Here is a 24440-nt window from a genome sequence, read left to right on the forward strand (position 1 = left end):
AATGGTTCATCGAGGAATACCGGGGAATGCAGACCGGATCTTGAGGAAGAAGTACTCCTGATCGCGGTAGCCGTAGGCGCGGCGCTTGATGACTTTGATGGTGTTGTTGATGCCCTCGACGATGCTGGTGTTGAGCCGGTGGCGACAGCGAGACAGAATCCCGTGCAGATAGGCTTTTAGCTTGAGCGCGAAGTGAGCCAAGGCGGCGATGCCGCTGCCCTGAGCCTGTTGCAGCCAGTGATCCCATGCCTGGCGGGCGTAGCCGGGGTGTTGGTAGAACCACAGCTGTTTGAGCTCATCGCGCATCAGATAAGCGGTGAGCAAGGGCTGGTTGGCCTGGAGCAACTCGTCCAACTTTACCGATTGGCACGGATCGAGGTTTTTGCGATTGCGCAGCAGTAGCCAGCGACTGGACTTGATCACCCGGCGGGCCGGCTTGTCGTGCCGCAACTGGTTCGCTTGGTCTACACGCACCCGGTCTATCACTTCACGGCCGTACTTGGCCACGACGTGGAACAGGTCGTAGACGATCTCGGCGTTGGGGCAGTTGGCCTGGATCTCCAGCTCATAGGCCGTCGTCATGTCGATCGCTACGGCCCGGATCTGCTGGGCAACTCCTGTTGGCAGTTGTTCGAAGAAGGCTCTGGCCGTCTCGCGCGAGCGGCCATCACCGATCCATAGCACCTGACGGCGGATCGGATCGACAACGACCGTGGCATAACGATGGCCCTTGTGTAGAGCGAACTCGTCCATCGCTAGGTAGTGGATCTGGCTCCAGTCCGGCTCTTGGATCGCCCGTCGCAGCAGGGCCTTGTCCAGCGCCTTGACCGTGTGCCAACCCAGTTGGAAGAAGCGCGCCACGGCCAGAATGTTGCTGGACTCAAGCAACTGGCTGACCGCCTCGGCCAGCCGGTCGGTCACTCGCTGGTAACGGCCCAGCCAGCTCAGCCTCTCCAGATGCGGTCCACCGCACTGCTCGCACCAGACCCGCCGACGCGGCACTACCAGCGTCACTCGCAGCGCCATTAGCGGCAGATCCCGCACCCGGCGCGTGGTCGTCTCATGCACCTGCCGACATCGGTTGCCGCAGTGCTCGCAGTGCATCGTTCGCGCTGAAGGCTTCAGGTAAATCGTGACCGTCCGGCTCTCACCTTCAGGCCACACGACCCGCTCCACCCGATAACCTTCCCACCCACCCAACCTCTCGATCGTCTTGCGGTCCAGCATGATCCCGGCCTTGATCCTTGAAAAATCAAGGATCAAGCGTAACGGCAATCAAGCACGGCTCCACGCTATTCCGCGATGAACCATAAAAATTGGGTTGACCTGCTCCCCGTGATTAGTACGAAATCGATGTAGAGTCCGTTCCCAAAGGAATGGCAATGAAGAAACGATTTACGGAAGAGCAAATCATCGGCGTGCTCAAGGAAGCCGATGCAGGTGCCAAGCCCGCAGAGTTGTGCCGCAAGCACGGAATCTCCGAGGCAACGTACTACAACTGGAAGGCGAAGTTCGGTGGCATGACGGTGTCGGACGCTCAGAGGCTCAAGGAGCTGGAGCAGGAGAACAACAAGCTCAAGAAGCTGTTGGCCGAGTCGATGCTGGACAAGGCGGCGCTTCAGGATCTGCTAAGCCGAAAGTAGTCAGCCCGCAGGCCAAACGCGAGGCGGTCAGGACATTAATGACCGAGCGCAGCATGGGTGTTACCCGGGCCTGTGGGCTGGTAGGAATTTCGCGGTCGCTGTTTGCCTACGAGAGCACACGCTCAGGCGATGCTGCGCTGACCGAGCGCATGAAAGAGATGGCAGTGGCGAAACGACGCTACGGCTATCGGAGGATCCATGTGCTCTTACGTCGCGAAGGCTGGCAAGCAAATCACAAGCGAATCTGGCGGCTGTACAGTCTGGCAGGGTTAAGCGTGCGAAAACGAAAGCGTAAGCGAATCGCGGCGACCGAGCGCGTGGTTCGCCCAGCGGCAATCGCGCCGAATCAGAGTTGGTCAATGGACTTTGTGGCCGACGGCCTAGCCTATGGCCGCCGATTCCGCTGTTTGACTATCGTCGATGACTACACTCACGAATGCCTGGCCATCGAGGTCGATACGTCGTTGCCGGGACTGCGTGTTGCCATGGTGCTGCAACGGCTGGCGGAGATGCGTGGCCTGCCGCGATCTATTACCGTGGACAACGGGCCAGAGTTCGCCGGAAGAGCCTTGGACGCCTGGGGGCCTACCAAGCAGGCGTAAAGCTGTCGTTTATTCGGCCGGGTAAGCCGGTGGAGAACGCTTATATCGAAAGTTTCAACGGCAAGTTCCGCGACGAATGCCTTAACGAGCACTGGTTCTTGTCCCTGCGACAGGCTAAAAGCTTGATCGAAAACTGGCGAGTCGAGTACAACACCGATCGGCCTCACAGCGCGCTCGGATATTTAACGCCGGCGCAATTCGTGCAGGCTCATCAGAAAGAAGGTCTTTTACCCCTGGGCTCTATGTCGGTGCCGTACTAAATCTGGGGGCAGGTCAGGGTAGCGCAAAGGTAAACAGATAAGACGTGCCATTGAAGCTGGGCTGCAATGCGCCTAGTTTGATGGTGATGGTCCGGCCTTCGGCGCCATCGAACTTCTCTGGCGCGACGCTCTTGATGTAGCGGATGGTGTCGGCAATGCGTGTGCGCAGCGCGTCCAATGTGGTTTCGGTGTCAGCAAAGCTGGGGGCGGCCACGCCGCTCAGTCGCTGGACGGCGAATTTGGAGGTGTCGCTTGCCCGCTGTATCTGCCCGGCCAGCGGGTACATATCGTCGGCCAGTCCGGCTTGTACGAGGGCGGCCGCATCCAGCCCGGCAGCCTGGGCATGGGCTTCGGCCTTGTCCAGAAGCGCAACCAGCGTGTTGAGGCCGCGCACGAAAACGGGCACCGAAGCTTGATAAATCGAAATGGGCATATAGTCTCCTGGACCCCTGTTGGCTATACCATCTTAGCTCTAGTCCTAGCCCCGGCAACGATGTGGCCGCCGCGGGCAAGCGGCGGGGCGCAGGCCTCGTGATCAGATTGAAGGAAGAAGAATGAAGCTCAAGCAGATAATGCGGGGCCTATGCGCCGCTGCAGCGCTCGCGCTCGGTGCCGCACAGGCCGCCACAGAGCGACCTTTGGTGCTCGTCGTACCTTACCCGCCGGGAGGCAGCACGGATATTCTGGCGCGCATCATGCAGCCGCGTCTGTCGCAGGAACTCGGCGGGCGCCCCGTCGTGGTGGAAAACCGCGTGGGTGCGGCCAGCCAGATCGCTTCGGCGTTCGTGGCGCGGTCCGAGCCAGACGGCAACACGCTGTTGGTCAGTTTTGATAATCACGCCATCAACCCCGCCGTCCGCAACAATCTGCCTTATGACACCTTCAAGGATTTCAAAGGCATCAGTCAAACGGTGCGGTTTCCGCTGGTCATCGGTGCCAACCCCAAGGTGCCGGGGAAAAACCTGGCGGAGTTTCTGGCTGTCGCCGGCAAAGAGCCCGCCAATAAATACAACTACGCCTCCACGGGCGTGGGTTCGTTGAATCACCTCGCGCCCGAGGAGCTCAAACAGCGCTCCAAGGTCGATTTGCTGCATGTGCCCTATAGCGGCGCCGGTCCGGCGGTGCAGGCCGTGGTGGGCGGGCAGGCCGATATGACCTGGCTGAGCTTTGCTGCCCTGCGCGGACAGATCCAGGCGGGCAAGATCAAGCCGCTGGCCGTGGCCGGTGAAAAGCGCCTGCCCGATTTACCTGACGTCCCCACGCTGGGCGAATCGGGTTTTCCGGGCCTGGTGGCTTACTCGTGGAGTGGCATGTTTGCACCGGCCGGCACGCCCGAGCCGGTCATCAAGACGCTGACCACGGCGTTTCAGACCGTGCTCAAGGACAGCGAGGTCCGCCACAAGCTGGAGGAAGCCGGCTTTGAGGTGGTGGGATCGGATGGGCCGGCCCTGGATGCCTACGTCAAGGGTGAGTTTGAGCGCTGGGATGCATTTATCAAGGACAGCAAGATCAGTCTGGAGAACTGATCGCCGCTTCGGTGTCGGGCTGAGTCGCGGCCGGCGGCACCGTGATGTTGACGCCGGTGGCGATGTCCGCTTGCGGCACGCCATAGATATGAAGCGAGATGGCGGTCTGCGGGTCGGCGTTGCCCAACTGATGGATCTGCTGCAGGCCAGGCATGGCCGTGACAATCTCGCCGGGGCGGCGGCGTTTGCCGCCGGCAGGCTGTGCCAGGCCGCTGCGGGCGTCCCAACGGAAGTGCCGTTCGTTGAGCTGGCCTTGCAGCACGCGGTAGGTACACCATGTCTTGTGGCCGTGTACGGGGCTGAACTGCCCTTGCCGTCAGATGAGATAGGCGATGGTGTAGCGGCCATGCGGATCCGCATAGGCGATATGGCGGGTATAGCTGTCGGGCCGGCCCTGGCGCAAATCGATGGGCAGATGAGCCAACATGCCATCGGTTGTCGCGACGCCCTCGGCCAGTTCGGCCAGCAGGCTGGCAGCGGCCTTTTGCGCGGCAAGGTCGACGAGACGACAGCGTTCGCCTAGAGGCGAAGCGGTGCGGGTCTGAGGCATGGGATAGGACGGGGACGACAGCATGGCCTCTATCCTAGGCAGGCTGGCCGAGTATGGTTTTGCCAATTGCAGGCCGGGCAGCGACTTTTTTAGAAATTTTTTCCCGCTGCGCGACCGGTGAGCGCTTGTGCCGATGGACTCGGCGGCGGGGAACGTGCAAGATGGGTGCGGTGCGCGGGGCGCGCTGATAGCCCGGTCAGGCGGCAAAGTATTTGGGAAAGGGTGCAGTGGACCAGACCGACATCAAGATTCTGAGCTTGCTACAACAGGATGCCACCCGTTCGGTGGCGGAGATCGCCGATCAGGTGAATCTGTCGGTTACCCCTTGCTGGCGGCGCATCCAGAAGCTCAAGGACGACGGCGTCATCGCCCGCAACGCCATTCTTCTGGATCCGGCCGCGCTGGGTTTGAATCTCACCGTGTTCGTCACCATCAAGACCAGCCAGCACAACGCAAAATGGACACAGGCCTTGATCGGCGCGGTGATGGCGCTGCCCAATGTGGTGGAGTTTCATCGCATGGCGGGCGATATCGACTATCTGCTCAAAGTCGTCGTCGAAGACATGGCCGCCTATGACCGCTTTTACCTCCGGCTGATCGACGCCGTGGATCTGCTCGACGTCAGCGCCAGTTTCTCGATGGAAGTCATAAAAAGCACGACCGAACTGCCGCTGCCCGGCATCTGAAGGGGCGCTTGAGAATTTTTTTTCAGCCAGGAAGGCTCGCGCGGATGAGATTTTTATTTCAATGGTTTGCGCAGTGCCCAGGTGGCAATCCATTTGCGCCAGTGCCGGCTTAGCATATCTCCCATTCTGACCCGGTTGCCGCCGCTACGCACTTCCCGCCATGATGTTCCCGCCCTCGGCCTTCTGCGCCGAACCTGCTTCCGTCGACGATCTGCTGCGCGGCTGGAATCGCTCCGAAGATCTCTGGGTCTTTGCCTACGGATCGCTCATATGGCGACCGAGCTTTAACTGGGTTGAGCGGCGTCTGGCTACGGTCCGGGGCTACCACCGCTCGCTTTGTTTATGGTCGCATGATCATCGCGGCTCGCCGGACCTGCCCGGGCTGGTTTTCGGTCTGGATCGTGGAGGCTGTTGCCGCGGCGTGGCCTATCGGATCGCCGCGGCCGACGTGGCCGATACGTTCGAGATGTTGTGGGCGCGCGAGATGCCGCGCGGCGCCTATGTCCCGCGCTGGCTGAGTTGCGAAACCGACGCGCACGCCGTGCGCGGACTGGTGTTTCTGCTCAACCGCCGTTGCGGCGATTATGCGCGTGGCATCTCCGAAGACCTCTTGCTGGACTCGGTACGGCGCGCCGTGGGGCAATCCGGGCGTTGCCTGGATTATGTGGTGCAGACGGAGCAGGCGTTGCGCGAAAGCGGCATCGACGATGGGCGGCTGGGCGCGCTGGTGCGCCGGCTGGTGCAGGCGGCAGGCTGAGCCAGCCGGGGCTCAGAAGTGCCAGCGTCCGAAAACGAACAAGACGTTGCCATTGCCCTTGCCGCCGGGGATGTAGGTGGCGTAGAGCATGGCATCTTTGTAGCCGGCGCCCACCAGAGGAAGAATCCCCGGGAAGGGCACGTAGCTCATGATGTCGTGGCGTGCCGTCATGAAAACCGTGTAGCCCGTGCCCAGGCGGAAGTTTTCGCTGACCTTGCCGATTTTCAGAAAGCCATAGCCCGCGATGGGCTCGACCTTGCGATGCGAATCCAGAAACGCCATGGCGTACAGGCCCTGCCAATCGCCGTCTTCGTCGTACAGACTGCGCCCCCCAGCCGCCACCCCAGGCTTTTTCGTTGAAGGAGCGGATCTTGGAGGCGCTGTACATCGAACGGTTATGCCAGGCGTAGCCCGACACATACAGATCGTCGCCGCCTTCAGTCCAGATCTGGTCCAGCCGCTGACAGGCGGATTGCGCCCAGGAGGGCAAGCTGTCACAGGCGTGGGAAAGGGCGGGCAGGCAAAGAATAAGCCCGATGAAGAAACGACGAAACACGGTTGGCACGGCAGCAATACACCAAACAGATGACAAAATTACTGCTGTAAATGTACACCGATTACGTCTTTTCTCCTGTCGCGTTTTTACAGCAGAAAGATGGTGGCTAAGCCCAGAAAAATGAAGAACCCCAGCGAGTCGGTCGCGAAGGTCAGCAAGACCGAGGAGCCGATGGCAGGGTCTTTGCCAAAGCGTGCGCGCACCATAGGCACGAGCACGCCGACGCCGGCGCCGACCAGCATGTTGCAGATCATGGCCGCCATCATGACCAGCGCGATGGAGAGCGACCCTGAGATGGCCCAGGCGAACGCGGCGGCAACCAGGCTGCCGCACAGGCCGACCAGCAGTGTCACCAGCATCTCGCGTTTGACGAGCTGCCAGATGTTGCGACCGGTGATGCGACCGACGGCCAGCGCGCGGATGATCATCGTCATGGTCTGGTTGCCCGAGTTGCCGCCGATGCCGGCAACAATGGACATCAGGAAGGCCAGGATCACGATATGGCTGACCGTGCCCTCGAAGCGCGATGCCACGAAAGACGCCGTGGCAGCCGTACAGAGGTTAAACAGCAGCCAGGGCGCACGGTTGCGCAAGGCCATCGATACCGGGGCGAAGATGTCTTCTTCTTGCAGACCTGCGCGCGACAGGGCTTGTTCTTGTGAGTCTTCTCGCATCACATCCACCACGTCGGCGATGGTGACGCGTCCGATGAGGCGGCCCTGGTCATCGGTGACGGGGGCGGACACCAGATCGTAGCGCTCGAACGCGCCGGCCGCGTCGGCGTCGGAGTCCAGCGGGCCCAGCGTGAGGTAGTCGGTGTTCATGACCGAACGCACTTCGGTCTCGGGTTCGCTGACCAGCAGCACGGCGATGGGCAGGACGCCCTGCAGCTTGTCCTGGCGGTCGACCACGAAGATCTGATCGGTGTGGTCGGGCAGTTCGTGCAGGCGGCGCAGATAGCGCAACACCACCTCGAGCGAGACGTCCTCGCGCACCCGGACCATTTCGAAGTCCATGATGGCGCCGACGCTATCTTCGGGATAGCCCATGGCCTCGAGCAGCTGCGCGCGCTCTTCTTCGGTGAGGCCTTTCTGCACTTCGGCCACCACGTCCGGAGGCAGATCGGGCGCCAGATCGGCCAGCTCGTCGGCATCCATGTTGCCGGTGGCGGCAACCAGATCCTGGCGGTCCATCGCCTCGATCAGCGATTCGCGGACCCAGTCTTCGACTTCCAGCAGCACGTCGGCGTCGTGCTCGGGGCTGACCAGATGCCAGACCTGCTGGCGCTCGTCCTTGGGCAGCGACTCGAGAATGAAGGCGATGTCGGCCGGATGCAGGCGGTTGATCAGCGTCTGCAGCTCGGCTTGCTGCTGGCGGTGAACGAGGTCTTCGACCAGGTCGCCCTGCTCCTGGCGGTGCACCAGATCGGAGACGAGCTGTTGCCGCCGCAGGCATTCCTGGACTTCTTCCAGGGCGTGCTGGGCGTCTTCAGGATCCAGGCGGCGTGGCGTCGTGGGAGGCTTTTGCGCGGCGGACTGCGTCATGCGGTTCTGGCTCAGAGAGAGGGCAGCGGGCGGCTACGGCGCGCTTCGTCGGTGGCGACGTAGGTCAGCGTGGCGTCGGTGACTTTGACGATCTCGGCGTCCAGCCTCTGGCGTTGGGCATAGACCTCGACCTCGACGGTGACCGAGGTGCTGCCCGTTTTGACGACTTCAGCGTAAAAACTGAGCAGATCGCCGACGAAGACGGGTTTTTTGAACTGAAATGCATTGACCGCCACGGTGGCCACACGCCCGGCGGCGCGGCGCGCGGCCGGGATGGAACCCGCGATATCGACTTGGGACATGATCCAGCCGCCAAAGACATCTCCGTGGATGTTGGCGTCGGCCGGCATCGGCATGACGCGCAATACGGGCTCTCGGCCGGCGGGCAGGGTGGTGAAATGGGCTTTGGTCGTCATGGCCGGCTCCTGATGGCGAACCGACCGATTATGCAGGAAAAACGTGACCCGGTCGTGCTCGCGGCCGACCGGGTGCGTCATCAGACGGCCAGTTTGACGATGGCGTAGCCGCCGAAGATCAACCAGACGTACAAGACCAGGCCCAGGGCCATGACTCGCGGACCCGCCTTGCGGATTTGCGCAAAGCGCGTTTCGATACCCAGGGCGGTCATGGCCATTGTGAGCACGAAGATGTCCAGGCGGCGAATCGCGGTGATGGCGTCGGCGGGCAGGATGTTGAGCGAATTGATGATGGCCAGCACCAGAAAACCGACGGCAAACCAGGGCACGGGCAGGCGATTGCCGCCTTGGGCGGCGTCGTGGCTGCGCGAGCTGCGTAGCCACATGCCCAGCACCAGTAGTACCGGCACCAACAGGGCCACCCGCGTCATTTTGACGATGGTGGCGACTTCAGTGGTGGCCGGGTCGATATTGCTGGCCGCGCCCACGACCTGTGCGACTTCATGGATGGTGCCGCCGATGTAGATGCCCAGGGCCTGGGTATCGAGGTCGATCCAACCCGCGTGATAGGCCACCGGGTACAGAAACATGGATAGCGTACCGAAGAGCACGACGGTGGCCACGGCCACGGCGCTCTTGTGCGGCGCGGCCCGCAGGGTGGGCTCGAAAGCCAGCACGGCGGCCGCCCCGCAAATGGCGCTGCCAGCCGAGGTCAGCATGGCCGTGTCACGATCCAGGCCCAGCAGGCGCTGACCGACCACGGTGCCGATCACCAGCGTACCCACCACCACCGACACCGATACCGCCAGGCCGGGCAGGCCAACGGCCATGATCTGCTGGATGCTGATGTTCAGGCCATAAAAGGCCACGGCAATGCGCAGCAGTCGCCGGGCGGTGAAGTTGACGCCCACGCCCCAATCGGCGGGCATGGTGCCGCGCAGGAAGTTGCCGTAAAGCATCCCACAGACGATCCCGACCACCAGGGGCGAGAAACCCAACTGTTTGATGGCAGGGATGTCCGCCAATTGAACGACGGCGCCGGCCATCAGGGCGACGAACAGAACGCCGTTGAGCTTGTCACGCCAGGGAGTGGGTGCGGGAAGGGCTGCGGTAGTCATGGGATGGAGGGATAACTAAATAACTGGAAGAAATATTAAGCGCTTGCCAGCTATCTGAAAAATCTTTATTGTCTATGTGTAATATAAGAATTTCCGATAGATATTCATGACCCCCGAGCAGCTTCTGAGCTTTGCCTGTGTGGCCGATGCCGGCAACATCAGCCGCGCCGCGCAGCAATTGCATTTGTCCCAGCCAGCGTTGTCGGGCCAGTTACGCCTGCTTCAGGACTGGTTTGGCGAACCGTTATACCGGCGTAGCGGCCACGGCATTGCGCTGACCGAAGCCGGCGAGCGCCTGGCGGTGCACGCGCGGCAGTTGCGCCAGGTCTATGGGCAGGCGCGGGCGATGCGGGATGCCTGGCGCGGGCTGGAGACAGGCTCGCTGTGGCTGGGGGGCAGCACGACACCCGCCAGCTATCTCTTGCCCGCCCTGGTGGCGCAATTCCGGGCGGAGTTTCCTACGATCAGCCTGCACCTTTCGGATGGCAATACGCGCCAGATCGTCGAGCGGCTTGCCAGCCTGGATCTGGCCTTCATCGAGGGGGAAGTGCCCGCAGGTCTGCCCGCCGATACGGAAGTCCATGCCTGGCGCCGCGACGAGGTGGTGGCCATTGTGCGGGCCGATCATGCACTGGCGCGGCGAGACAGCGTGACGCTGGCCGAACTGGCGGCTTTGCCGCTGGTCATGCGCGAACCGGGCTCGGGCGTGCGTCGGTTGGTGGAGCAGGCGTTCGAGCAGGCTGCGCTGCCGGTGGTGGCCGGGCTGGAGCTGGCCGGTGTGGAAGGCGTCAAGCAGGCGGTGCGCGCAGGGCTGGGCGCGGGTTTCGTGTCGGTGATGTCCATGCGGCACGAGGACGGCACCCTGGCGGCCTTGCGCCTGGCACCAAAGGCCCTTACCCGGACACTCAGTATCCTCGTGCCGCACGCGCCGGGATGCTCACGTGCGGCACGCCGCTTTCTGGCCGCCTGTCAGGCGGCGGTTTGAGCCAGCCGCCTCAGGCGGGCTGGGCCAGCCACTTGAGCGCGAGCTGGCTCCAGTAGGTCGCGCCCAGGGGGATCAGCTCGTCGTTGAAGTCATAGCTGCCGTTATGCAGCATGCAGGGGCCCGCCCCGTGGCCGGCGTCGCGATGGTCGCCGCTGCCATTGCCTATCCAGACATAGCAGCCGGGTTTGGCCTGCAGCATGAAGGCGAAGTCTTCCGCGCCCATGGTCGGGGTGACTTGGTCGAACACGTTCTCGGCACCGACGATGTCGCGCATCACGTTGACCGCGAAGACGGTTTCGGCGACGTGGTTGATGGTGGGCGGATAGTTGCGGGTGAACTCGAACTCCAGATCGCAGTCCATCGCCGCGCAGGTGTGGCGGGCGATTTCTTCCATGCGCCGCTCGATCAGATCGAGCGTTTCGTGGGTGAAGGTGCGCACGGTGCCGCGCATGATGGCGTCATTGGGCACCACGTTGTCGGCGCTGCCGGTGTGGATCTGGGTGATGGACAACACCGCCGCCTCCAGCGGCGCGCGGTTGCGGGTGATGATGGTTTGCAGGCTTTGCGCCAATTGCACGGCCGTCATGACGGGATCGACGCCCAGGTGTGGCATCCCGGCATGCGTGCCCTTGCCGATGATACGGATGAGAAACTCATTGGACGAGGCCATGATGGGGCCCGGGGTGACACCGAACTGGCCGGCGCGCATGCCAGGCCAGTTGTGCATGCCGAAGACTGCATCCATCGGAAACCGCGTGAACAGCCCGTCGTCGACCATGCGCTTGGCGCCGCCGCCGCCTTCTTCGGCCGGCTGGAAGATCACATAGACGGTGCCTGCAAAATCCCGGTGTTCGGCCAGATAGCGGGCCGCGCCAAGCAGCATGGCGGTATGGCCGTCGTGGCCGCAGGCGTGCATCTTGCCTGCGTGCTGGCTGGCGTGCGCGAACGTATTGACTTCCTGCATGGGCAGCGCGTCGAGATCGGCGCGCAGCCCCACGGCACGCGGGCCGTCCTGCTTGCCCTTGATGATCCCCACGACACCGGTGCCGCCCAGACCGCGGTCAACCTCGATGCCCCATCGCTGAAGGCGCTCGGCGACCAGATCGGCCGTGCGAAACTCCTCAAACGCGAGTTCGGGGTGCGCATGGATATCGCGCCGCAGCGCGGCGATCTCGTCGCGCCAGGCAAGGAAGGGTTCGAGGATTTTCATGCGGAAATCTCTATGTTTGAGCAGTGACGGTTGAAGGGTATCATCAAATAAAAAATAAACTAATGGAGGCAAACACCATGCAGAGACCCTGGCTCGCGCACTATCCGCAAGGCGTGCCCGCCGAGATTTCCATCGCGCCCTACGCCTCGTTGACGGACTTGCTGGATCAAGCCTGCAAGCGTCACGCCGATCGCATCGCCTGCACGGCCATGGGCAGCGACATCCGGTTTGCCCAATTGGATCAGTGGGCGCGCAGTTTCGCAGCTTGGTTGCAGGCGCGCGGTCTGGCGCGTGGCAGCCGGGTGGCGCTGATGATGCCCAACGTACCCGCTTATCTGGTGGCATTGCTGGGCAGCCTGCGCGCAGGCATGGTGGTGGTCAATGTCAATCCGCTCTACAAACCCGATGAATTGCAGCGTCAACTGCTCGACAGCGGCGCCGAAACCATCGTCATTCTGGAGAACTTCGCGGCGACCCTACAGGCCGTGGGCGATCGCAGCGATCTCAAACACGTGGTCGTGGTGGGGCCGGGGGATCTGCTGGGCGGCCTGAAGGCGCCGCTGGTCAACTTCGCGGCGCGTCACATCAAAAAGCTGGTGCCGTCCTGGCATCTGGAGGGGGCCTGGCCGTTGTCGCGGGTTCTGCAAGAGGGCGCGCGCGCGGGTTTCACCCCGCCCGAACTGAGCATGAACGACCTGGCCGTGCTGCAGTACACGGGCGGCACTACGGGGGTGCCCAAGGGGGCTATGCTCACGCATGGCAACCTGGTGGCCAATATCCTGCAGGTGGGCGCCGTTGCGCGGCCGGTGCTGGGCGACCTGAACGGCCCACCGTTGACCATGCTCAGCGCTTTGCCGCTCTACCACGTGTTTGCGCTGACGGTCTGCGGATTGTTCGGCCTGCACGCCGGCATGCGCAACCTGCTCATCATCAATCCCCGCGATCAGGCCTCGTTGATTGCCGCCTGGAAGCGCGTACCGGTCAACGTGTTTCCGGGTGTCAATACGCTTTTCAATGCGCTGGTGGATAACCCGGGCTTTGCCGGGCTGGATTTTTCGGGCCTGAGGCTGACCTTGGGCGGCGGCATGGCGGTGCAACCCTCCGTGGCCGAGCGTTGGTTGCAGATTACCGGCCATCCGCTCATCGAGGGTTATGGCTTGTCGGAGACATCGCCGGTGGCGACCGTCAACCCGACCGATTCGGCGGCCTATTCGGGCGCGATTGGTTTGCCTTTGCCGTCGACTGACGTCGCCATTCTGGATGATCTGGGTAATGAGGTGCCGTTGGGCGAACGTGGCGAAGTCGCGATCCGTGGCCCGCAGGTCATGGCCGGCTATTGGCAGAAACCCCAGGAAACCGCCCTGGTCATGACCGCGGACGGTTTCTTTCGCAGCGGTGATATTGGCATCATGGACGAGCGCGGCTACACGCGTATCGTGGACCGCAAGAAAGACATGATTGCCGTGTCCGGCTTCAAGGTCTACCCCAACGAAGTCGAAGCCGTCATTGCCGCCTATCCGGGCGTGCGCGAATGCGCCGTGATCGGCGTGCCTGACGGGCATTCGGGCGAGGCCGTGCGCGCCTACGTTGTCAGGCGCGATGCCTCGGTGACCGAAGCCGACATTCTTAAGTGGTGCGAAGGCAAGCTTACGGGCTACAAGCGGCCGCGGGCGATACTGTTTCGTGATGAGCTGCCCAAAAGCAATGTGGGCAAGATATTGCGGCGCGAGCTGCGTGACGAGGCGGTGGCCAGCCGCACGTAAGCGCGCCCGGCCAGGCGCCGCCGCTGGAGCGGCGGCGCGGGCCGGTTCAGGCAGGGCGTTTCAGGTGGGGCGTGACCATGTCGTGCAGAGCGTCGTAGACGGCCGGGTTGCCCGACACCAGCCGGCCCGTAATGGGCCAGGATGCTTCGCGGCTCATGTCGTGGCAAATGCCGCCAGCTTCGCGCACGAGCAGGGTGCCGGCAGCCACGTCCCATGGGGCCAAGCCCATTTCCCAATAGCCGTCGTAGCGACCGCAAGCCACCCAGGCCAGATCGAGCGCCGCCGCGCCCATGCGGCGCACGCCGCGGCTGCGGCTGATCGCATCGCTGAGCATGGGCATGTATTCGGGAGCAAAGGAGAAGTCGCGAAACGGAAACCCGGTGGCCAGCACCGAGTCTTCCAGGCGTGGCGTACGCGAGCAGGCGATGCGCCGTCCATTGAGCCAGGAGCCGATACCATAGACGCCGGCAAAGAGTTCTTCGCGGTTGGGGTCATAGACCACGCCGACCACCGGCGTGTCTTCTTGCAGCGGCACGCCGGGCGACGCCTGGGTGCCTGCGTGGGCGACCAAGGCGATGGACACCGCGTAATGGGGAATGCCGCTCAGGAAATTGGTCGTGCCGTCCAGCGGGTCGATGTACCAGGTCGCCGGGCCCTGCGCCTGGCCGCCGGTTTCCTCGGCGACAATGCCAAACGCCGGGCTGCGCTCGCGCAGGACGTCCAGGATGGCGGCTTCAGCCTCCCGGTCGGCTTGCGAGACGAGGTCATTGCGCGCCTTGTGATCGATGATGAGATCGCTGCGATGATGCGCATATGACTGCAAGATGGCCGCGCCAGCGTGGGCTGCGCTTACCGCGACATCGATGGCGGCGCCGAGATCAAGCACCGCCTTGGGGGAGAGAATCTCTGAGCTTTGCATGTTTCGAGTGTAAGCCCAGGCAACTCGGACACTGTTTTTTAACGACAATTTAATCTTTTGCCGTGGCTTGAGGCCAACGCATCCCTGATAAGCGGGCCGCTACGCCCGTCAATTCCATGTCTTCCGCTTATACCCCTCTGATACCCGCACAGCCCGATCTGGATGGGGCCGGCCGCCTGGTCAGCCGCAGCTATGGTGACGTCTACAACGGCCTGACGGACGCGCTGGGCCAGGCGCGCTCCGTGTTTCTGGGCGGCAATGATCTGCCGCACCGATGGCGCGGGCGGCAGGGGTTTACGGTCTGCGAGACAGGGTTCGGTTTGGGAACGAATTTTCTGGCGCTTTGGCAGGCCTGGCGGGAAGACCCGGCGCGCTGCGCGCATCTGCACATGGTGTCCATCGAGGGGCATCCGTTTACGCGCGAGGTCTATCGCGATCTGTGCAATAGCCATGTTCCCGAACCGCTGCGAGGCCTGGCGCGCGAGCTCGCCGCCCAATGGCCCGCGCTGCTGCCCGGCATGCATCGTCTGGAGTTCGAAGGCGGCGCGGTTACCCTGACGCTGGCGTTTGGCAGCATCGACCGCATGGTGCCGCGCTTGTCGGCCTGCGTGGATGCGTTTTTTCTGGACGGCTTTGCGCCCAGAGTCAATCCGGCCATGTGGGAGCCTGGCCTGTTGCGCCGTCTGTTGCGCCTGGGCAGCGCGGACGCGACCCTGGCGACCTGGTGCAGCGCGGGTTTCGTGCGACGCGCTTTGCAGGCGGGCGGTTTCGACGTCGAGCGGATGCCAGGCGTTGGCGGCAAGCACCACATAACGGTCGGGCGCCGCTCGGCGTGGGCGCACAAGCACGCGCCCACGCACGCGCTCAGGCCTCGCGCGCCTGTGATCGTGGTGGGCGCGGGGCTGGCCGGCGCCGGTGTGGCGCATGCGCTGGCCTTGCGCGGGGTCGCCGTCGAGGTGATCGCCGCCGCGCCACTGGCTCACGGCGGTCATCTGGCGGCCGCCATGACGCCTATCGTGGCCCGCGATGACAATGCACGGGCCCGATTGGCGCGGGCCGGCAGCCAGCGGGCCCTGCGCCGCTGGGAAGACATGCCGGCCGTGCGCCGGGTGGGCGCGCTGCAACTCGAGCGCGATGCGGGGCGCACGGCCGCCTTGGGCGAGACCTTGCGAATTCTGGGGCTGCCTGCTGACTGGGTGCGCGAGGTGGGGCGTGACGAGGCCTGCGCGCTGGCCGGGCTGCCGGTAGCCCGCGGCGGGCTGTACTTTGGCGACGGGATGCTGGTGCAGCCGCAGCGGCTCATCGACGGCTTGCTCGCGCAGCCGGCCATTGCACGGATAGACGGGACCGTTGCACGGCTGGCTCGCACGGGCCCTCATGGCTGGCAGGCGTTGGATGAGGCGGGGGGCGTATTGGCCGAGGGCGAACATATCGTGCTGGCCAACGGCCTTGGCGCGCAGGCGGTGTTGCAGGCCAGCGGCTTGCTGGATGACCTGCCGCGCCTGGCGCAGATGCAGGCGCTGGCCGGCGAGGTCACGCACGTGCCCGCTGTCGCGCTCGACGGCGGGCCACGCTGCGTCATCGCCGGTGAAGGCTATCTGCTGCCGGCCGTCGAGGGTTGGTGCGTGGCTGGCAGCACCTACGCTCTCGAGGTGCAAACGAGCGTGATCAGTGCCGCCGGCCAACGCGCCAATCTCGCCAAGGCCGCGGGTTTGCTGGGCTCGGATCTACCCGTGCAGGGCGGATCGCTGCCTGGCTGGGCGGGCTGGCGCGCGGTGTTGCCGGGCCGCTCGCCGACCATCGGCGGGTTGCTCCAGGCCCCGGGCGTGATGCTGGCCACCGGTTATGCCTCGCGCGGATTGAGCTGGTCGGCGTTGGCCGGCGATATTATTGCGGCCCGTTTGTGCGCAGAGCCTGCGCCCCTGGAGCGCGATCTGCTGGCCGCGATCGCGCCACGTTGACGGTGAATATGTCGTTATTTAGGGAAAATTGATGGCCGTTAGGGTGTTTTTATTCGAATTTTTATCCGGGAGCGGGCTGCCGGGCGTAGAGTAAATACGCACTTGCAGCACCGCTTGCCAGCGGATGGTGGCACCTGCTTTGAGGACGGCTTCAAAGGTAAATCAGGGACCGAGTTTATTTCGGGGGCCAAATCCGTCAAAATAACGACTTTTATTGGTTTTTGGCTAAAGCCGGGGGATGCTCTGTGCCGCCGAAGTACGACTTTGCTCATACTAACCAACTCGATTCCATCGAGTTGCTGACATCCCGCCCCAGCCGCATCGACTTTGACGCCGGTGGCGGGCTGCATATGGTGGTCGAGGCTCATGCACCGGGCGTGTTTCGCCTGCGCTGTGGTGCGGCCGGCCTGTTGACGGACGAAAGGCCGAGTGCGCGCGCACGCGCCGTGGCCGAGATGCTGCTCGCCCGTCAGGAGGCGGTCGGCGAGGCCACCATCGCCCCGCGCGACGATGCCCAGGGCTGGCGCATCACGCAGGGGGACGTCGCGCTGGAGCTGCGTACGGATCCGCTGCAACTGACCTTGTATCGCGGCGAGGCCGACGTACTTACGTCGTCCTTGTCGCCGCACAATCCGCCCTTCGGGCACAACGCGCTGGACGAGCCGGATGAGGCTGTCTGGACGGCCGCGTTCGCGCTGCGCGAAGGCGAGCCTGTCTATGGCCTGGGCGAGACCCCGGGCGACCTCAATCGCCGCGAAGAATCCGTCGTGTCGGATGATCCCGAGCACCGCGCCTTGCCGCTGGCCTGGAGCCCGCGTGGCTGGGGTATCTACGTCAATACCGCAAGCCGTGTCGAGCACACCGTAGGCGTGGCGCCGGATGACAGCAGCTATGTGTTGACGCTGGATGATCCGGTGCTCGACGTATTTCTGTTTGCCGGTGATCCTGCCGAGATTCTCAACCAGTATTCGGCCTTGACCGGCCGCGCCGGCCAACCGGTGCTGTGGGCCATGGGTGCCTGGCTGCAGCAGGTTGCCGGTCAGATGCCCACCGAAACCGCCGCCTTGGTCGAAGAGTTCCGCGAGCAGCAGATCGCGCTGGACGCCGTGACGCTGGCTCTGCCTGCCGCCTGGACTTTCCAGGCCGACAAGTCGGCCATCGAATGGGATGCCCAGCGCTTTCCGGATGCCCGCCAGACGCTGGCGCTGTTTCATAAACTGCACGTGCACGTGGCCGGACATGGCTTTCCGGCCGTGCTCAGGCACACGCCGCTGTTCGAAGAACTCGAAGACCGCGGCTGGCTGCTGACTCGCGACGATGGCAGCGCCCAGGTGTTCGATGGCAACGAGGCCACGGCGGGCCAGCCGTATGGCTTGCTGGACCTGACCTACCGCGACGCCTACGCCTTGTGGGTCGAGCGTCATCGTCAGTTGGTCGACGACGGCCTGGACTCGCCGGCTTGCAACGCGCAGATCGCCATCCCTGACGGGGTCTCGGCCCGCAACGGCGAGACGGGTCCGGCGCTGCGCACGATTTACCCGCTGCTGGCGCGCCGCGCGCTGTTCGACGCCGTGGCCGGGCACAAAGTGCCGCCTGAAGGCGTAGTGCCGAGCACGGATCTCTTTCCCGCCGCGCAGCGCCTGCCCTGGCAGAGCGGCCCGCAGGTCAGCAACGACTGGGCCGGGCTGCAGCACACGCTGCGCACGGCGCTGTCCATTGGCGCGAGCGGCCTGCCCGTCCAGGTGCACAACCTGGGTTCGGCCACGGCCAGCCTCGACGGCATGACGCCGGAGTTGTATGTGCGCTGGCTGGCGGCCAACGTGTTTTCGGCCAACTTCAGTTTCCAGGGGCTGCCGGGGTTATTGCCCTGGGCCTTCGGGCCCCAGACCCTGGCGCACGTCCAGACCTGGATGCAATGGCGCTATCGCCTCATCCCCTATGTGTTGGGTGCGATCGAGGACGCGGCACGCACGGGCCTGCCGGTGCAGCGTTCGATGGCGATGTCCTTTCCCAACGACCCCGACGCGCATGCCTGGGATCTGCAGTACCTGCTCGGTCCTGCCCTGCTGGTGGCTCCCATCCTGGAGCCGGGGCGGCAGGCGCGCGTGTATCTGCCCAAGGGCGAGGCCTGGTGGGACCTGAACACCGGGCATCGCTACGAAGGCGGCACGACCTGGACGCTGGACTGTGACCTGGACCAGTTCCCGGTCTTTGGCCGCGAAGGCCATATGCTCTGCCTGGGTCCGCAAGCCCAGCACACGGGCGAGTTCAACTCGGCCCGCATCCTGGACGAGGTATGGATGTTCGGCATGCCGGTCCACAACCCGGTTGTCATGCGGAATAAAATCCGCGTGATGCAGATGCAGGGTTCGAGCTACATCAAGGGGCTGGAGGGCTTGCGCATTCTTCCCTCCGAAGGCCTGGAAGTGAAGCGGCGCGGCGCAGAAGTGCGCATCTCCCGGGCTCGCTGATAACGTGCCGGCCTGCCGGCCGGCACGATTCCTTAGGTTTCCTCCCGACCCGTTCCGCGCCTGTGCGTGGTTCGGGTTGTGTCCTTTTATATAACTAACAGTTATTAAAAGAGGAATAAACAGTCGTTCTCTTCACAAGGGCGGCAAGACAAAATCACATGCCATGATTCATATTCAAAACCTATCCAAGACCTATGCCACGCCGCATGGCCGCTTCGAGGCCTTGCGTGGCATCGAGCTGCTCATCGAGCAGGGCGAGGTCTTCGGCATCATTGGGCCAAGCGGGGCGGGCAAAAGCACGCTGGTCCAGTGCATCAATCTGCTCGAGCGCCCCGACCAAGGCAGCATCAGCATAGGCGGCCAGGAGTTGACCGGCCTGAGCGAGTCGCGCTTGCGGGCCCAACGCCGCCGTATCGGTATGGTGTTTCAGGGTTTCAACCTGTTGTCGCGCCGCACGGTCTACGGCAACGTGGCCTTGCCGCTGGAGATCGCAGGCGTGCCGCGCCAGGAGATCCCGGCCAAGGTCGAGCGGCTGCTGGCGCTGGTCGGCCTGCAGCATCTGCGCGACCGCTACCCCAGCCAGATTTCGGGGGGGCAGAAACAGCGTGTGGGGATTGCGCGAGCCCTGGCCAATGATCCGGATGTATTGCTCAGTGACGAGGCGACCTCGGCGCTGGACCCGGAGACCACGCACAACATCCTGGCGCTGCTGCGCGACATCAATCGCAAGACTGGCGTGACCGTCGTCATGATTACCCATCAGATGGAAGTCGTGCGCGAGATCTGCGATCGCGTCGCCGTGCTGTCGCACGGGCAGGTCGTCGAAATGGGCCGTACCCAGGACGTGTTTGCCTCGCCCAAGCATGACGTCACGCGCGCCATGGTCTCGGCCGCGACGGCTTCCGAGCTGAGCGAAGGCACGCTGGCTGCCGTGCGTGAGCGCATCGCCACGCACACCAGCGCCCAACCCGGGCGCGCCGCGCGTCTGTGGCGCTTGTCGCTCACGGGCAAGGACGCAGGCGGTGCGCTTGTCTCCGATCTGGCGCGCGACCATGCGCTGGACATCAGCCTGATTCAGGCCCGCGTCGACGATATCCAGGGCGTGGCCGTGGGCACCTTGTTCGTATTGGCGCTAGGCGCTGCGCAAGCTATCGAGGGCGCCCTGGCAGCACTGGCCGCCCATGACATCACCATAGAAGAAATCGCACATGAGTCCGCAACTGATTGATCTGTTAATCACGTCGCTGCTTGAGACCCTGCTTATGGTCGGCGTGGCGGGCGGCATCGCCGTGATCGTCGGCATCCCGCTGGGTGTGACGCTGATCGTCACCGGCCGGGGCGCGCTCCTGCAGAATCAGCCCGTCAATCACGTCCTGGGCATCATCATCAATGCCACGCGCTCGGTGCCGTTTGTCATCCTGATGGTGGCGATCATTCCGTTTACGCGCTGGGTGGCGCAGACCTCCATCGGTACGACGGCAGCCATCGTGCCGTTGTCGGTGGCGGCCATCCCGTTTATGGCGCGCATCGCTGAGAACGCCATGCGTGAGGTCGATCCCGGCCTCATCACGGCCGCGCGCGCCATGGGCGCAAGCCCCATGCAGATCATCTGCAAAGTCCTGCTGCCCGAAGCCCTGCCCGGGCTGATCGCCGCGACCATCGTCACCATCGTCAGCCTCATCGGTTACTCGGCCATGGCCGGCGCCATCGGCGGCGGCGGGCTGGGTGATCTGGGCATCCGTTATGGCTATCAACGCTTTTTGCCCGAGGTCATGCTGGCTGTCGTGCTGGTATTGATCGTTCTTGTGCAGGCCGTACAGAGTTTTGGTGATTGGCTGGTGCGGCGTCTGTCGCACCGCTGATCACGGTTTTCCCCTTCAATTACCGGAACCCACCGCAACATGAGCAACACGTTTCTAAAGTCGCTGGCCACCCTTGCCCTGGGTGCGGCCGTGCTGGCCCAACCGGCCCTGGCACAGAACAAACCCCTGAAAATCGGTGTGACCGCCGGCCCGCACGCGCAAATCTTTGAAGTCGTCAAAGAAGAAGCCGCCAAGCAGGGCCTGCAACTGCAGGTCATCGAATTCACCGACTACGTCCAGCCCAACGTGGCCCTGGCTACCGGGGATCTGGATGCCAACAGCTATCAGCACCAGCCCTACCTGGATAACGCCAACGCCGACCGCAAATACGGCCTGGCTAGCGTCGCCAAGACGGTGATCTTCCCCATCGGGATCTACAGCAAGAAAATCAAGTCCCTCGATCAACTGCCCAATGGCGCACGCATCGGCATCCCCAATGATCCGACCAACGGTGGCCGCGCCTTGCTGCTGCTTCAATCCAAGGGCCTGATCAAACTGCGTCCCGAGGCCGGCCTGAAGGCCACCCCCATCGACGTCATTGAAAACCCCAAGAAGCTGCGTTTCATCGAACTGGACGCGGCCCAGCTGCCGCGCTCGCTCGACGACACCGACGCCTCCGCCGTGAATACCAACTTCGCGCTGGAAGCCGGACTGGACCCCGCCAAGGACGCCATCGCCCAGGAAGCCCCCGATTCTCCGTATGCCAACGTGCTGGTCGTGCGTGGCGCGGACAAGGATCGCCCCGAGATCAAAAAGCTGGTTAGTGTCTACCAAAGCGACGCCACCAAGCAGTTCATCCTGAAGAAGTACAAGGGCGCTGTCATCCCGGCCTGGTAAGCACACAGCCCGGCCAGCAAGATTTTTTGACAAAGCTGGCAAGTTAAGCCATAATTTCTGGCTTCGGTCGGGTCGTTAGCTCAGTCGGTAGAGCAGCGGACTTTTAATCCGTTGGTCGCGCGTTCGAGTCGCGCACGACCCACCACCAAATACAGCCTCTGGGTTTTTCAGGGGCTTGCAAAGCGCCACACATGCAAATGCGTGGCGCTTTTGCTTTGGGGCGGCCAAAAGCGGCGTGGCCGGGGCCGCGTGGCGCGAGGGAGGCGGCGCGGATAGCCCCGGAACAGGCGGGAATCATGACTCGCTGCCGCAGCCTATGCGGCGCTTACCGGGCAGATTTTTTTAGTGTCATGCGGTTTTGCAATGCGCCGTGATTACCGCACGAATATTGGCAAGTTCGCTTTGCCATTAAATATTAAGTTGCAATTGATTATAAAGAAAAAGAAATCTTGCGAAGCCTGCATTACAATGCGCCTTCCTCGCGTCCTAGTGCAGCCTATCTAGCTGTGAAGATTCAATAGGTTGTATGCATGGTTCATCCGAACCGGATTTGAGAAACTGGAAATCGCCAACCCCCCAGTTCACTCAAGGAGCCCGGCCGGATGAACACCCATAAGCATGCCCGATTGACCTTCCTACGTCGCCTCGAAATGGTCCAGCAATTGATCGCCCATCAAGTTTGTGTGCCTGAAGCGGCCCGCGCCTATGGGGTCACCGCGCCGACTGTGCGCAAATGGCTGGGCCGCTTTCTGGCTCAGGGCCAGGCGGGCTTGGCCGATGCGTCCTCGCGCCCGACGGTCTCGCCCCGAGCGATTGCGCCGGCCAAGGCGCTGGCTATCGTGGAGCTGCGCCGCAAGCGGCTGACCCAAGCGCGCATCGCCCAGGCGCTGGGCGTGTCAGCCAGCACCGTCAGCCGCGTCCTGGCCCGCGCCGGTCTGTCGCACCTGGCCGACCTGGAGCCGGCCGAGCCGGTGGTGCGCTACGAGCATCAGGCCCCCGGCGATCTGCTGCACATCGACATCAAGAAGCTGGGACGTATCCAGCGCCCTGGCCACCGGGTCACGGGCAACCGACGCGATACCGTTGAGGGGGCCGGCTGGGACTTCGTCTTCGTGGCCATCGATGACCACGCCCGCGTGGCCTTCACCGACATCCACCCCGACGAGCGCTTCCCCAGCGCCGTCCAGTTCCTCAAGGACGCAGTGGCCTACTACCAGCGCCTGGGCGTGACCATCCAGCGCTTGCTCACCGACAATGGCTCGGCCTTTCGCAGCCGCGCCTTCGCCGCGCTGTGCCATGAGCTGGGCATCAAGCACCGCTTTACCCGACCTTACCGCCCACAGACCAATGGCAAGGCCGAACGCTTCATCCAGTCGGCCTTGCGTGAGTGGGCTTACGCTCACACCTACCAGAACTCCCAACACCGAGCCGATGCCATGAAATCCTGGCTACACCACTACAACTGGCATCGACCCCACCACGGCATCGGGCGCGCTGTACCCATCTCCAGACTCAACCTGGACGAATACAACCTATTGACAGTTCACATCTAGCTGTGAAGATTCAATAGGTTGTATGCATGGTTCATCCGAACCGGATTTGAGAAACTGGAAATCGCCAACCCCCCAGTTCACTCAAGGAGCCCGGCCGGATGAACACCCATAAGCATGCCCGATTGACCTTCCTACGTCGCCTCGAAATGGTCCAGCAATTGATCGCCCATCAAGTTTGTGTGCCTGAAGCGGCCCGCGCCTATGGGGTCACCGCGCCGACTGTGCGCAAATGGCTGGGCCGCTTCCTGGCTCAGGGCCAGGCGGGTTTGGCCGATGCGTCCTCGCGCCCGACGGTCTCGCCCCGAGCGATTGCGCCGGCCAAGGCGCTGGCTATCGTGGAGCTGCGCCGCAAGCGGCTGACCCAAGCGCGCATCGCCCAGGCGCTGGGCGTGTCAGCCAGCACCGTCAGCCGCGTCCTGGCCCGCGCCGGTCTGTCGCACCTGGCCGACCTGGAGCCGGCCGAGCCGGTGGTGCGCTACGAGCATCAGGCCCCCGGCGATCTGCTGCACATCGACATCAAGAAGCTGGGACGTATCCAGCGCCCTGGCCACCGGGTCACGGGCAACCGACGCGATACCGTTGAGGGGGCCGGCTGGGACTTCGTCTTCGTGGCCATCGATGACCACGCCCGCGTGGCCTTCACCGACATCCACCCCGACGAGCGCTTCCCCAGCGCCGTCCAGTTCCTCAAGGACGCAGTGGCCTACTACCAGCGCCTGGGCGTGACCATCCAGCGCTTGCTCACCGACAATGGCTCGGCCTTTCGCAGCCGCGCCTTCGCCGCGCTGTGCCATGAGCTGGGCATCAAGCACCGCTTTACCCGACCTTACCGCCCACAGACCAATGGCAAGGCCGAACGCTTCATCCAGTCGGCCTTGCGTGAGTGGGCTTACGCTCACACCTACCAGAACTCCCAACACCGAGCCGATGCCATGAAATCCTGGCTACACCACTACAACTGGCATCGACCCCACCAAGGCATCGGGCGCGCTGTACCCATCTCCAGACTCAACCTGGACGAATACAACCTATTGACAGTTCACATCTAGCGGGGATCTTCAGCTAACCAGGGAAATCAGGCCCTTAGCCGCCCGGCGCTCATCGTGCAATATTTCAGAGAAATACCATTCGTATTTGGATGTTCTTGCCTTCGCGTTAGAAGCGGCGCGGGCATTGCCGTTGTATGCAGCGCAATTCATGCGGTTTTTTTGCTGTATTGCC

At 63.4% G+C, this 24440-nt stretch carries 19 protein-coding genes, 1 tRNA gene and 3 pseudogenes; 14 read left to right on the plus strand and 9 right to left on the minus strand.

Translation table 11 applies throughout. The features are described from left to right. Positions 1 to 6: 6 nt before the first annotated feature. Positions 7 to 1227, minus strand: coding sequence for an ISL3 family transposase (locus LK440_RS02065; RefSeq protein ID WP_005011985.1), 1221 nt, complete (start codon positions 1225 to 1227; stop codon positions 7 to 9). A gap of 155 nt (positions 1228 to 1382) precedes the next feature. Between LK440_RS02065 and LK440_RS02070 the strand changes: the two are divergent. After that, positions 1383 to 2505 (plus strand): annotated as a pseudogene (locus LK440_RS02070) (IS3 family transposase). 13 nt (positions 2506 to 2518) lie between these two features. Here the strand turns inward: LK440_RS02070 and LK440_RS02075 are convergent. Continuing rightward, positions 2519 to 2938, minus strand: a complete 420-nt coding sequence (locus tag LK440_RS02075; protein WP_005015849.1) for a DUF1993 domain-containing protein — start codon at positions 2936 to 2938, stop codon at positions 2519 to 2521. A 121-nt stretch (positions 2939 to 3059) separates the two neighbouring features. Here LK440_RS02075 and LK440_RS02080 point away from each other — a divergent pair, with 121 nt between their 5' ends. Beyond that, positions 3060 to 4031 (plus strand): tripartite tricarboxylate transporter substrate binding protein, encoded by a 972-nt coding sequence (locus LK440_RS02080; RefSeq protein ID WP_005015847.1) that lies wholly within the window; start codon positions 3060 to 3062, stop codon positions 4029 to 4031. On the opposite strand, the pseudogene LK440_RS02085 reads toward LK440_RS02080, so the two are convergent. Next, positions 4015 to 4605: pseudogene (locus LK440_RS02085) on the minus strand (cysteine dioxygenase). The gene LK440_RS02080 and the pseudogene LK440_RS02085 sit on opposite strands and share 17 nt — an antisense overlap. 203 nt (positions 4606 to 4808) lie before the next feature. Between LK440_RS02085 and LK440_RS02090 the strand changes: the two are divergent. Together LK440_RS02090 and LK440_RS02095 are read left to right on the plus strand one after the other, a co-directional pair. Next, positions 4809 to 5267, plus strand: a complete 459-nt coding sequence (locus LK440_RS02090; RefSeq protein ID WP_005015844.1) for an Lrp/AsnC family transcriptional regulator — start codon at positions 4809 to 4811, stop codon at positions 5265 to 5267. Between the two features lie 160 nt (positions 5268 to 5427). Further along, entirely contained in the window at positions 5428 to 6024 is a 597-nt protein-coding gene (locus LK440_RS02095) for a gamma-glutamylcyclotransferase (RefSeq protein ID WP_005015841.1), read from the plus strand. Positions 6025 to 6036: 12 nt separating this feature from the next. Here LK440_RS02095 and pagP read toward each other — a convergent pair. From pagP to LK440_RS02115, 4 genes and pseudogenes are all read right to left on the minus strand, one after another. After that, positions 6037 to 6580, minus strand: a pseudogene (gene pagP, locus LK440_RS02100) (lipid IV(A) palmitoyltransferase PagP). A gap of 86 nt (positions 6581 to 6666) precedes the next feature. Beyond that, on the minus strand, positions 6667 to 8124 hold the full coding sequence (mgtE, locus tag LK440_RS02105; protein ID WP_005015836.1) for a magnesium transporter: 1458 nt from the start codon (positions 8122 to 8124) through the stop codon (positions 6667 to 6669). A gap of 11 nt (positions 8125 to 8135) precedes the next feature. Next, positions 8136 to 8540, minus strand: coding sequence for an acyl-CoA thioesterase (locus LK440_RS02110; protein WP_025341225.1), 405 nt, complete (start codon positions 8538 to 8540; stop codon positions 8136 to 8138). Between the two features lie 80 nt (positions 8541 to 8620). After that, positions 8621 to 9658, minus strand: coding sequence for a YeiH family protein (locus tag LK440_RS02115; RefSeq protein WP_005015832.1), 1038 nt, complete (start codon positions 9656 to 9658; stop codon positions 8621 to 8623). Between the two features lie 106 nt (positions 9659 to 9764). Between LK440_RS02115 and LK440_RS02120 the strand changes: the two genes are divergently transcribed. Further along, a complete protein-coding gene (locus LK440_RS02120) occupies positions 9765 to 10643 on the plus strand; it encodes a LysR family transcriptional regulator (RefSeq protein WP_005015829.1) in 879 nt (292 codons plus the stop codon). A gap of 10 nt (positions 10644 to 10653) precedes the next feature. On the opposite strand, the gene LK440_RS02125 is transcribed toward LK440_RS02120, so the two are convergent. Beyond that, positions 10654 to 11853: a M20 aminoacylase family protein gene (locus LK440_RS02125; RefSeq protein ID WP_005015826.1), complete on the minus strand. Its 1200-nt coding sequence runs from the start codon at positions 11851 to 11853 to the stop codon at positions 10654 to 10656. Between the two features lie 77 nt (positions 11854 to 11930). On the opposite strand from LK440_RS02125, the gene LK440_RS02130 reads away from it, so the two are divergent. After that, positions 11931 to 13616, plus strand: coding sequence for an AMP-binding protein (locus LK440_RS02130; protein ID WP_017685748.1), 1686 nt, complete (start codon positions 11931 to 11933; stop codon positions 13614 to 13616). A 46-nt stretch (positions 13617 to 13662) separates the two neighbouring features. Here LK440_RS02130 and LK440_RS02135 read toward each other — a convergent pair whose 3' ends face one another. Next, a complete protein-coding gene (locus LK440_RS02135; RefSeq protein WP_005015820.1) occupies positions 13663 to 14535 on the minus strand; it encodes an inositol monophosphatase family protein in 873 nt (290 codons plus the stop codon). Between the two features lie 116 nt (positions 14536 to 14651). Here LK440_RS02135 and mnmD point away from each other — a divergent pair, with 116 nt between their 5' ends. The 8 genes from mnmD (at position 14652) to LK440_RS02175 (ending at position 24268) form a co-directional block, all read left to right on the plus strand. Continuing rightward, positions 14652 to 16496 (plus strand): tRNA (5-methylaminomethyl-2-thiouridine)(34)-methyltransferase MnmD, encoded by a 1845-nt coding sequence (gene mnmD / locus LK440_RS02140; RefSeq protein ID WP_005015818.1) that lies wholly within the window; start codon positions 14652 to 14654, stop codon positions 16494 to 16496. A gap of 245 nt (positions 16497 to 16741) precedes the next feature. Next, positions 16742 to 18967, plus strand: a complete 2226-nt coding sequence (locus LK440_RS02145; protein WP_005015817.1) for a glycoside hydrolase family 31 protein — start codon at positions 16742 to 16744, stop codon at positions 18965 to 18967. A gap of 163 nt (positions 18968 to 19130) precedes the next feature. Next, the gene (locus tag LK440_RS02150; protein ID WP_005015815.1) at positions 19131 to 20195 is read left to right on the plus strand and encodes a methionine ABC transporter ATP-binding protein; all 1065 of its coding nucleotides are present in this window, start codon (positions 19131 to 19133) and stop codon (positions 20193 to 20195) included. After that, positions 20176 to 20829 carry a methionine ABC transporter permease gene (locus tag LK440_RS02155; RefSeq protein ID WP_005015813.1) on the plus strand — a complete coding sequence of 218 codons (654 nt, stop codon included), beginning with the start codon at positions 20176 to 20178 and terminating at the stop codon, positions 20827 to 20829. The genes LK440_RS02150 and LK440_RS02155 overlap by 20 nt, the downstream gene beginning before the upstream one ends. 39 nt (positions 20830 to 20868) lie before the next feature. Further along, positions 20869 to 21666 (plus strand): MetQ/NlpA family ABC transporter substrate-binding protein, encoded by a 798-nt coding sequence (locus tag LK440_RS02160; protein ID WP_005015812.1) that lies wholly within the window; start codon positions 20869 to 20871, stop codon positions 21664 to 21666. A gap of 69 nt (positions 21667 to 21735) precedes the next feature. Next, a tRNA-Lys gene (locus tag LK440_RS02165) sits at positions 21736 to 21811 on the plus strand. 457 nt (positions 21812 to 22268) lie between these two features. After that, positions 22269 to 23219 carry an IS481-like element IS481 family transposase gene (locus tag LK440_RS02170; protein ID WP_005015811.1) on the plus strand — a complete coding sequence of 317 codons (951 nt, stop codon included), beginning with the start codon at positions 22269 to 22271 and terminating at the stop codon, positions 23217 to 23219. Between the two features lie 98 nt (positions 23220 to 23317). Continuing rightward, entirely contained in the window at positions 23318 to 24268 is a 951-nt protein-coding gene (locus tag LK440_RS02175; RefSeq protein ID WP_005015810.1) for an IS481-like element IS481 family transposase, read from the plus strand. Positions 24269 to 24440: the final 172 nt, after the last annotated feature.

It is taken from the genome of Bordetella holmesii (assembly GCF_020735985.1).
GTDB lineage: Bacteria > Pseudomonadota > Gammaproteobacteria > Burkholderiales > Burkholderiaceae_B > Bordetella > Bordetella holmesii.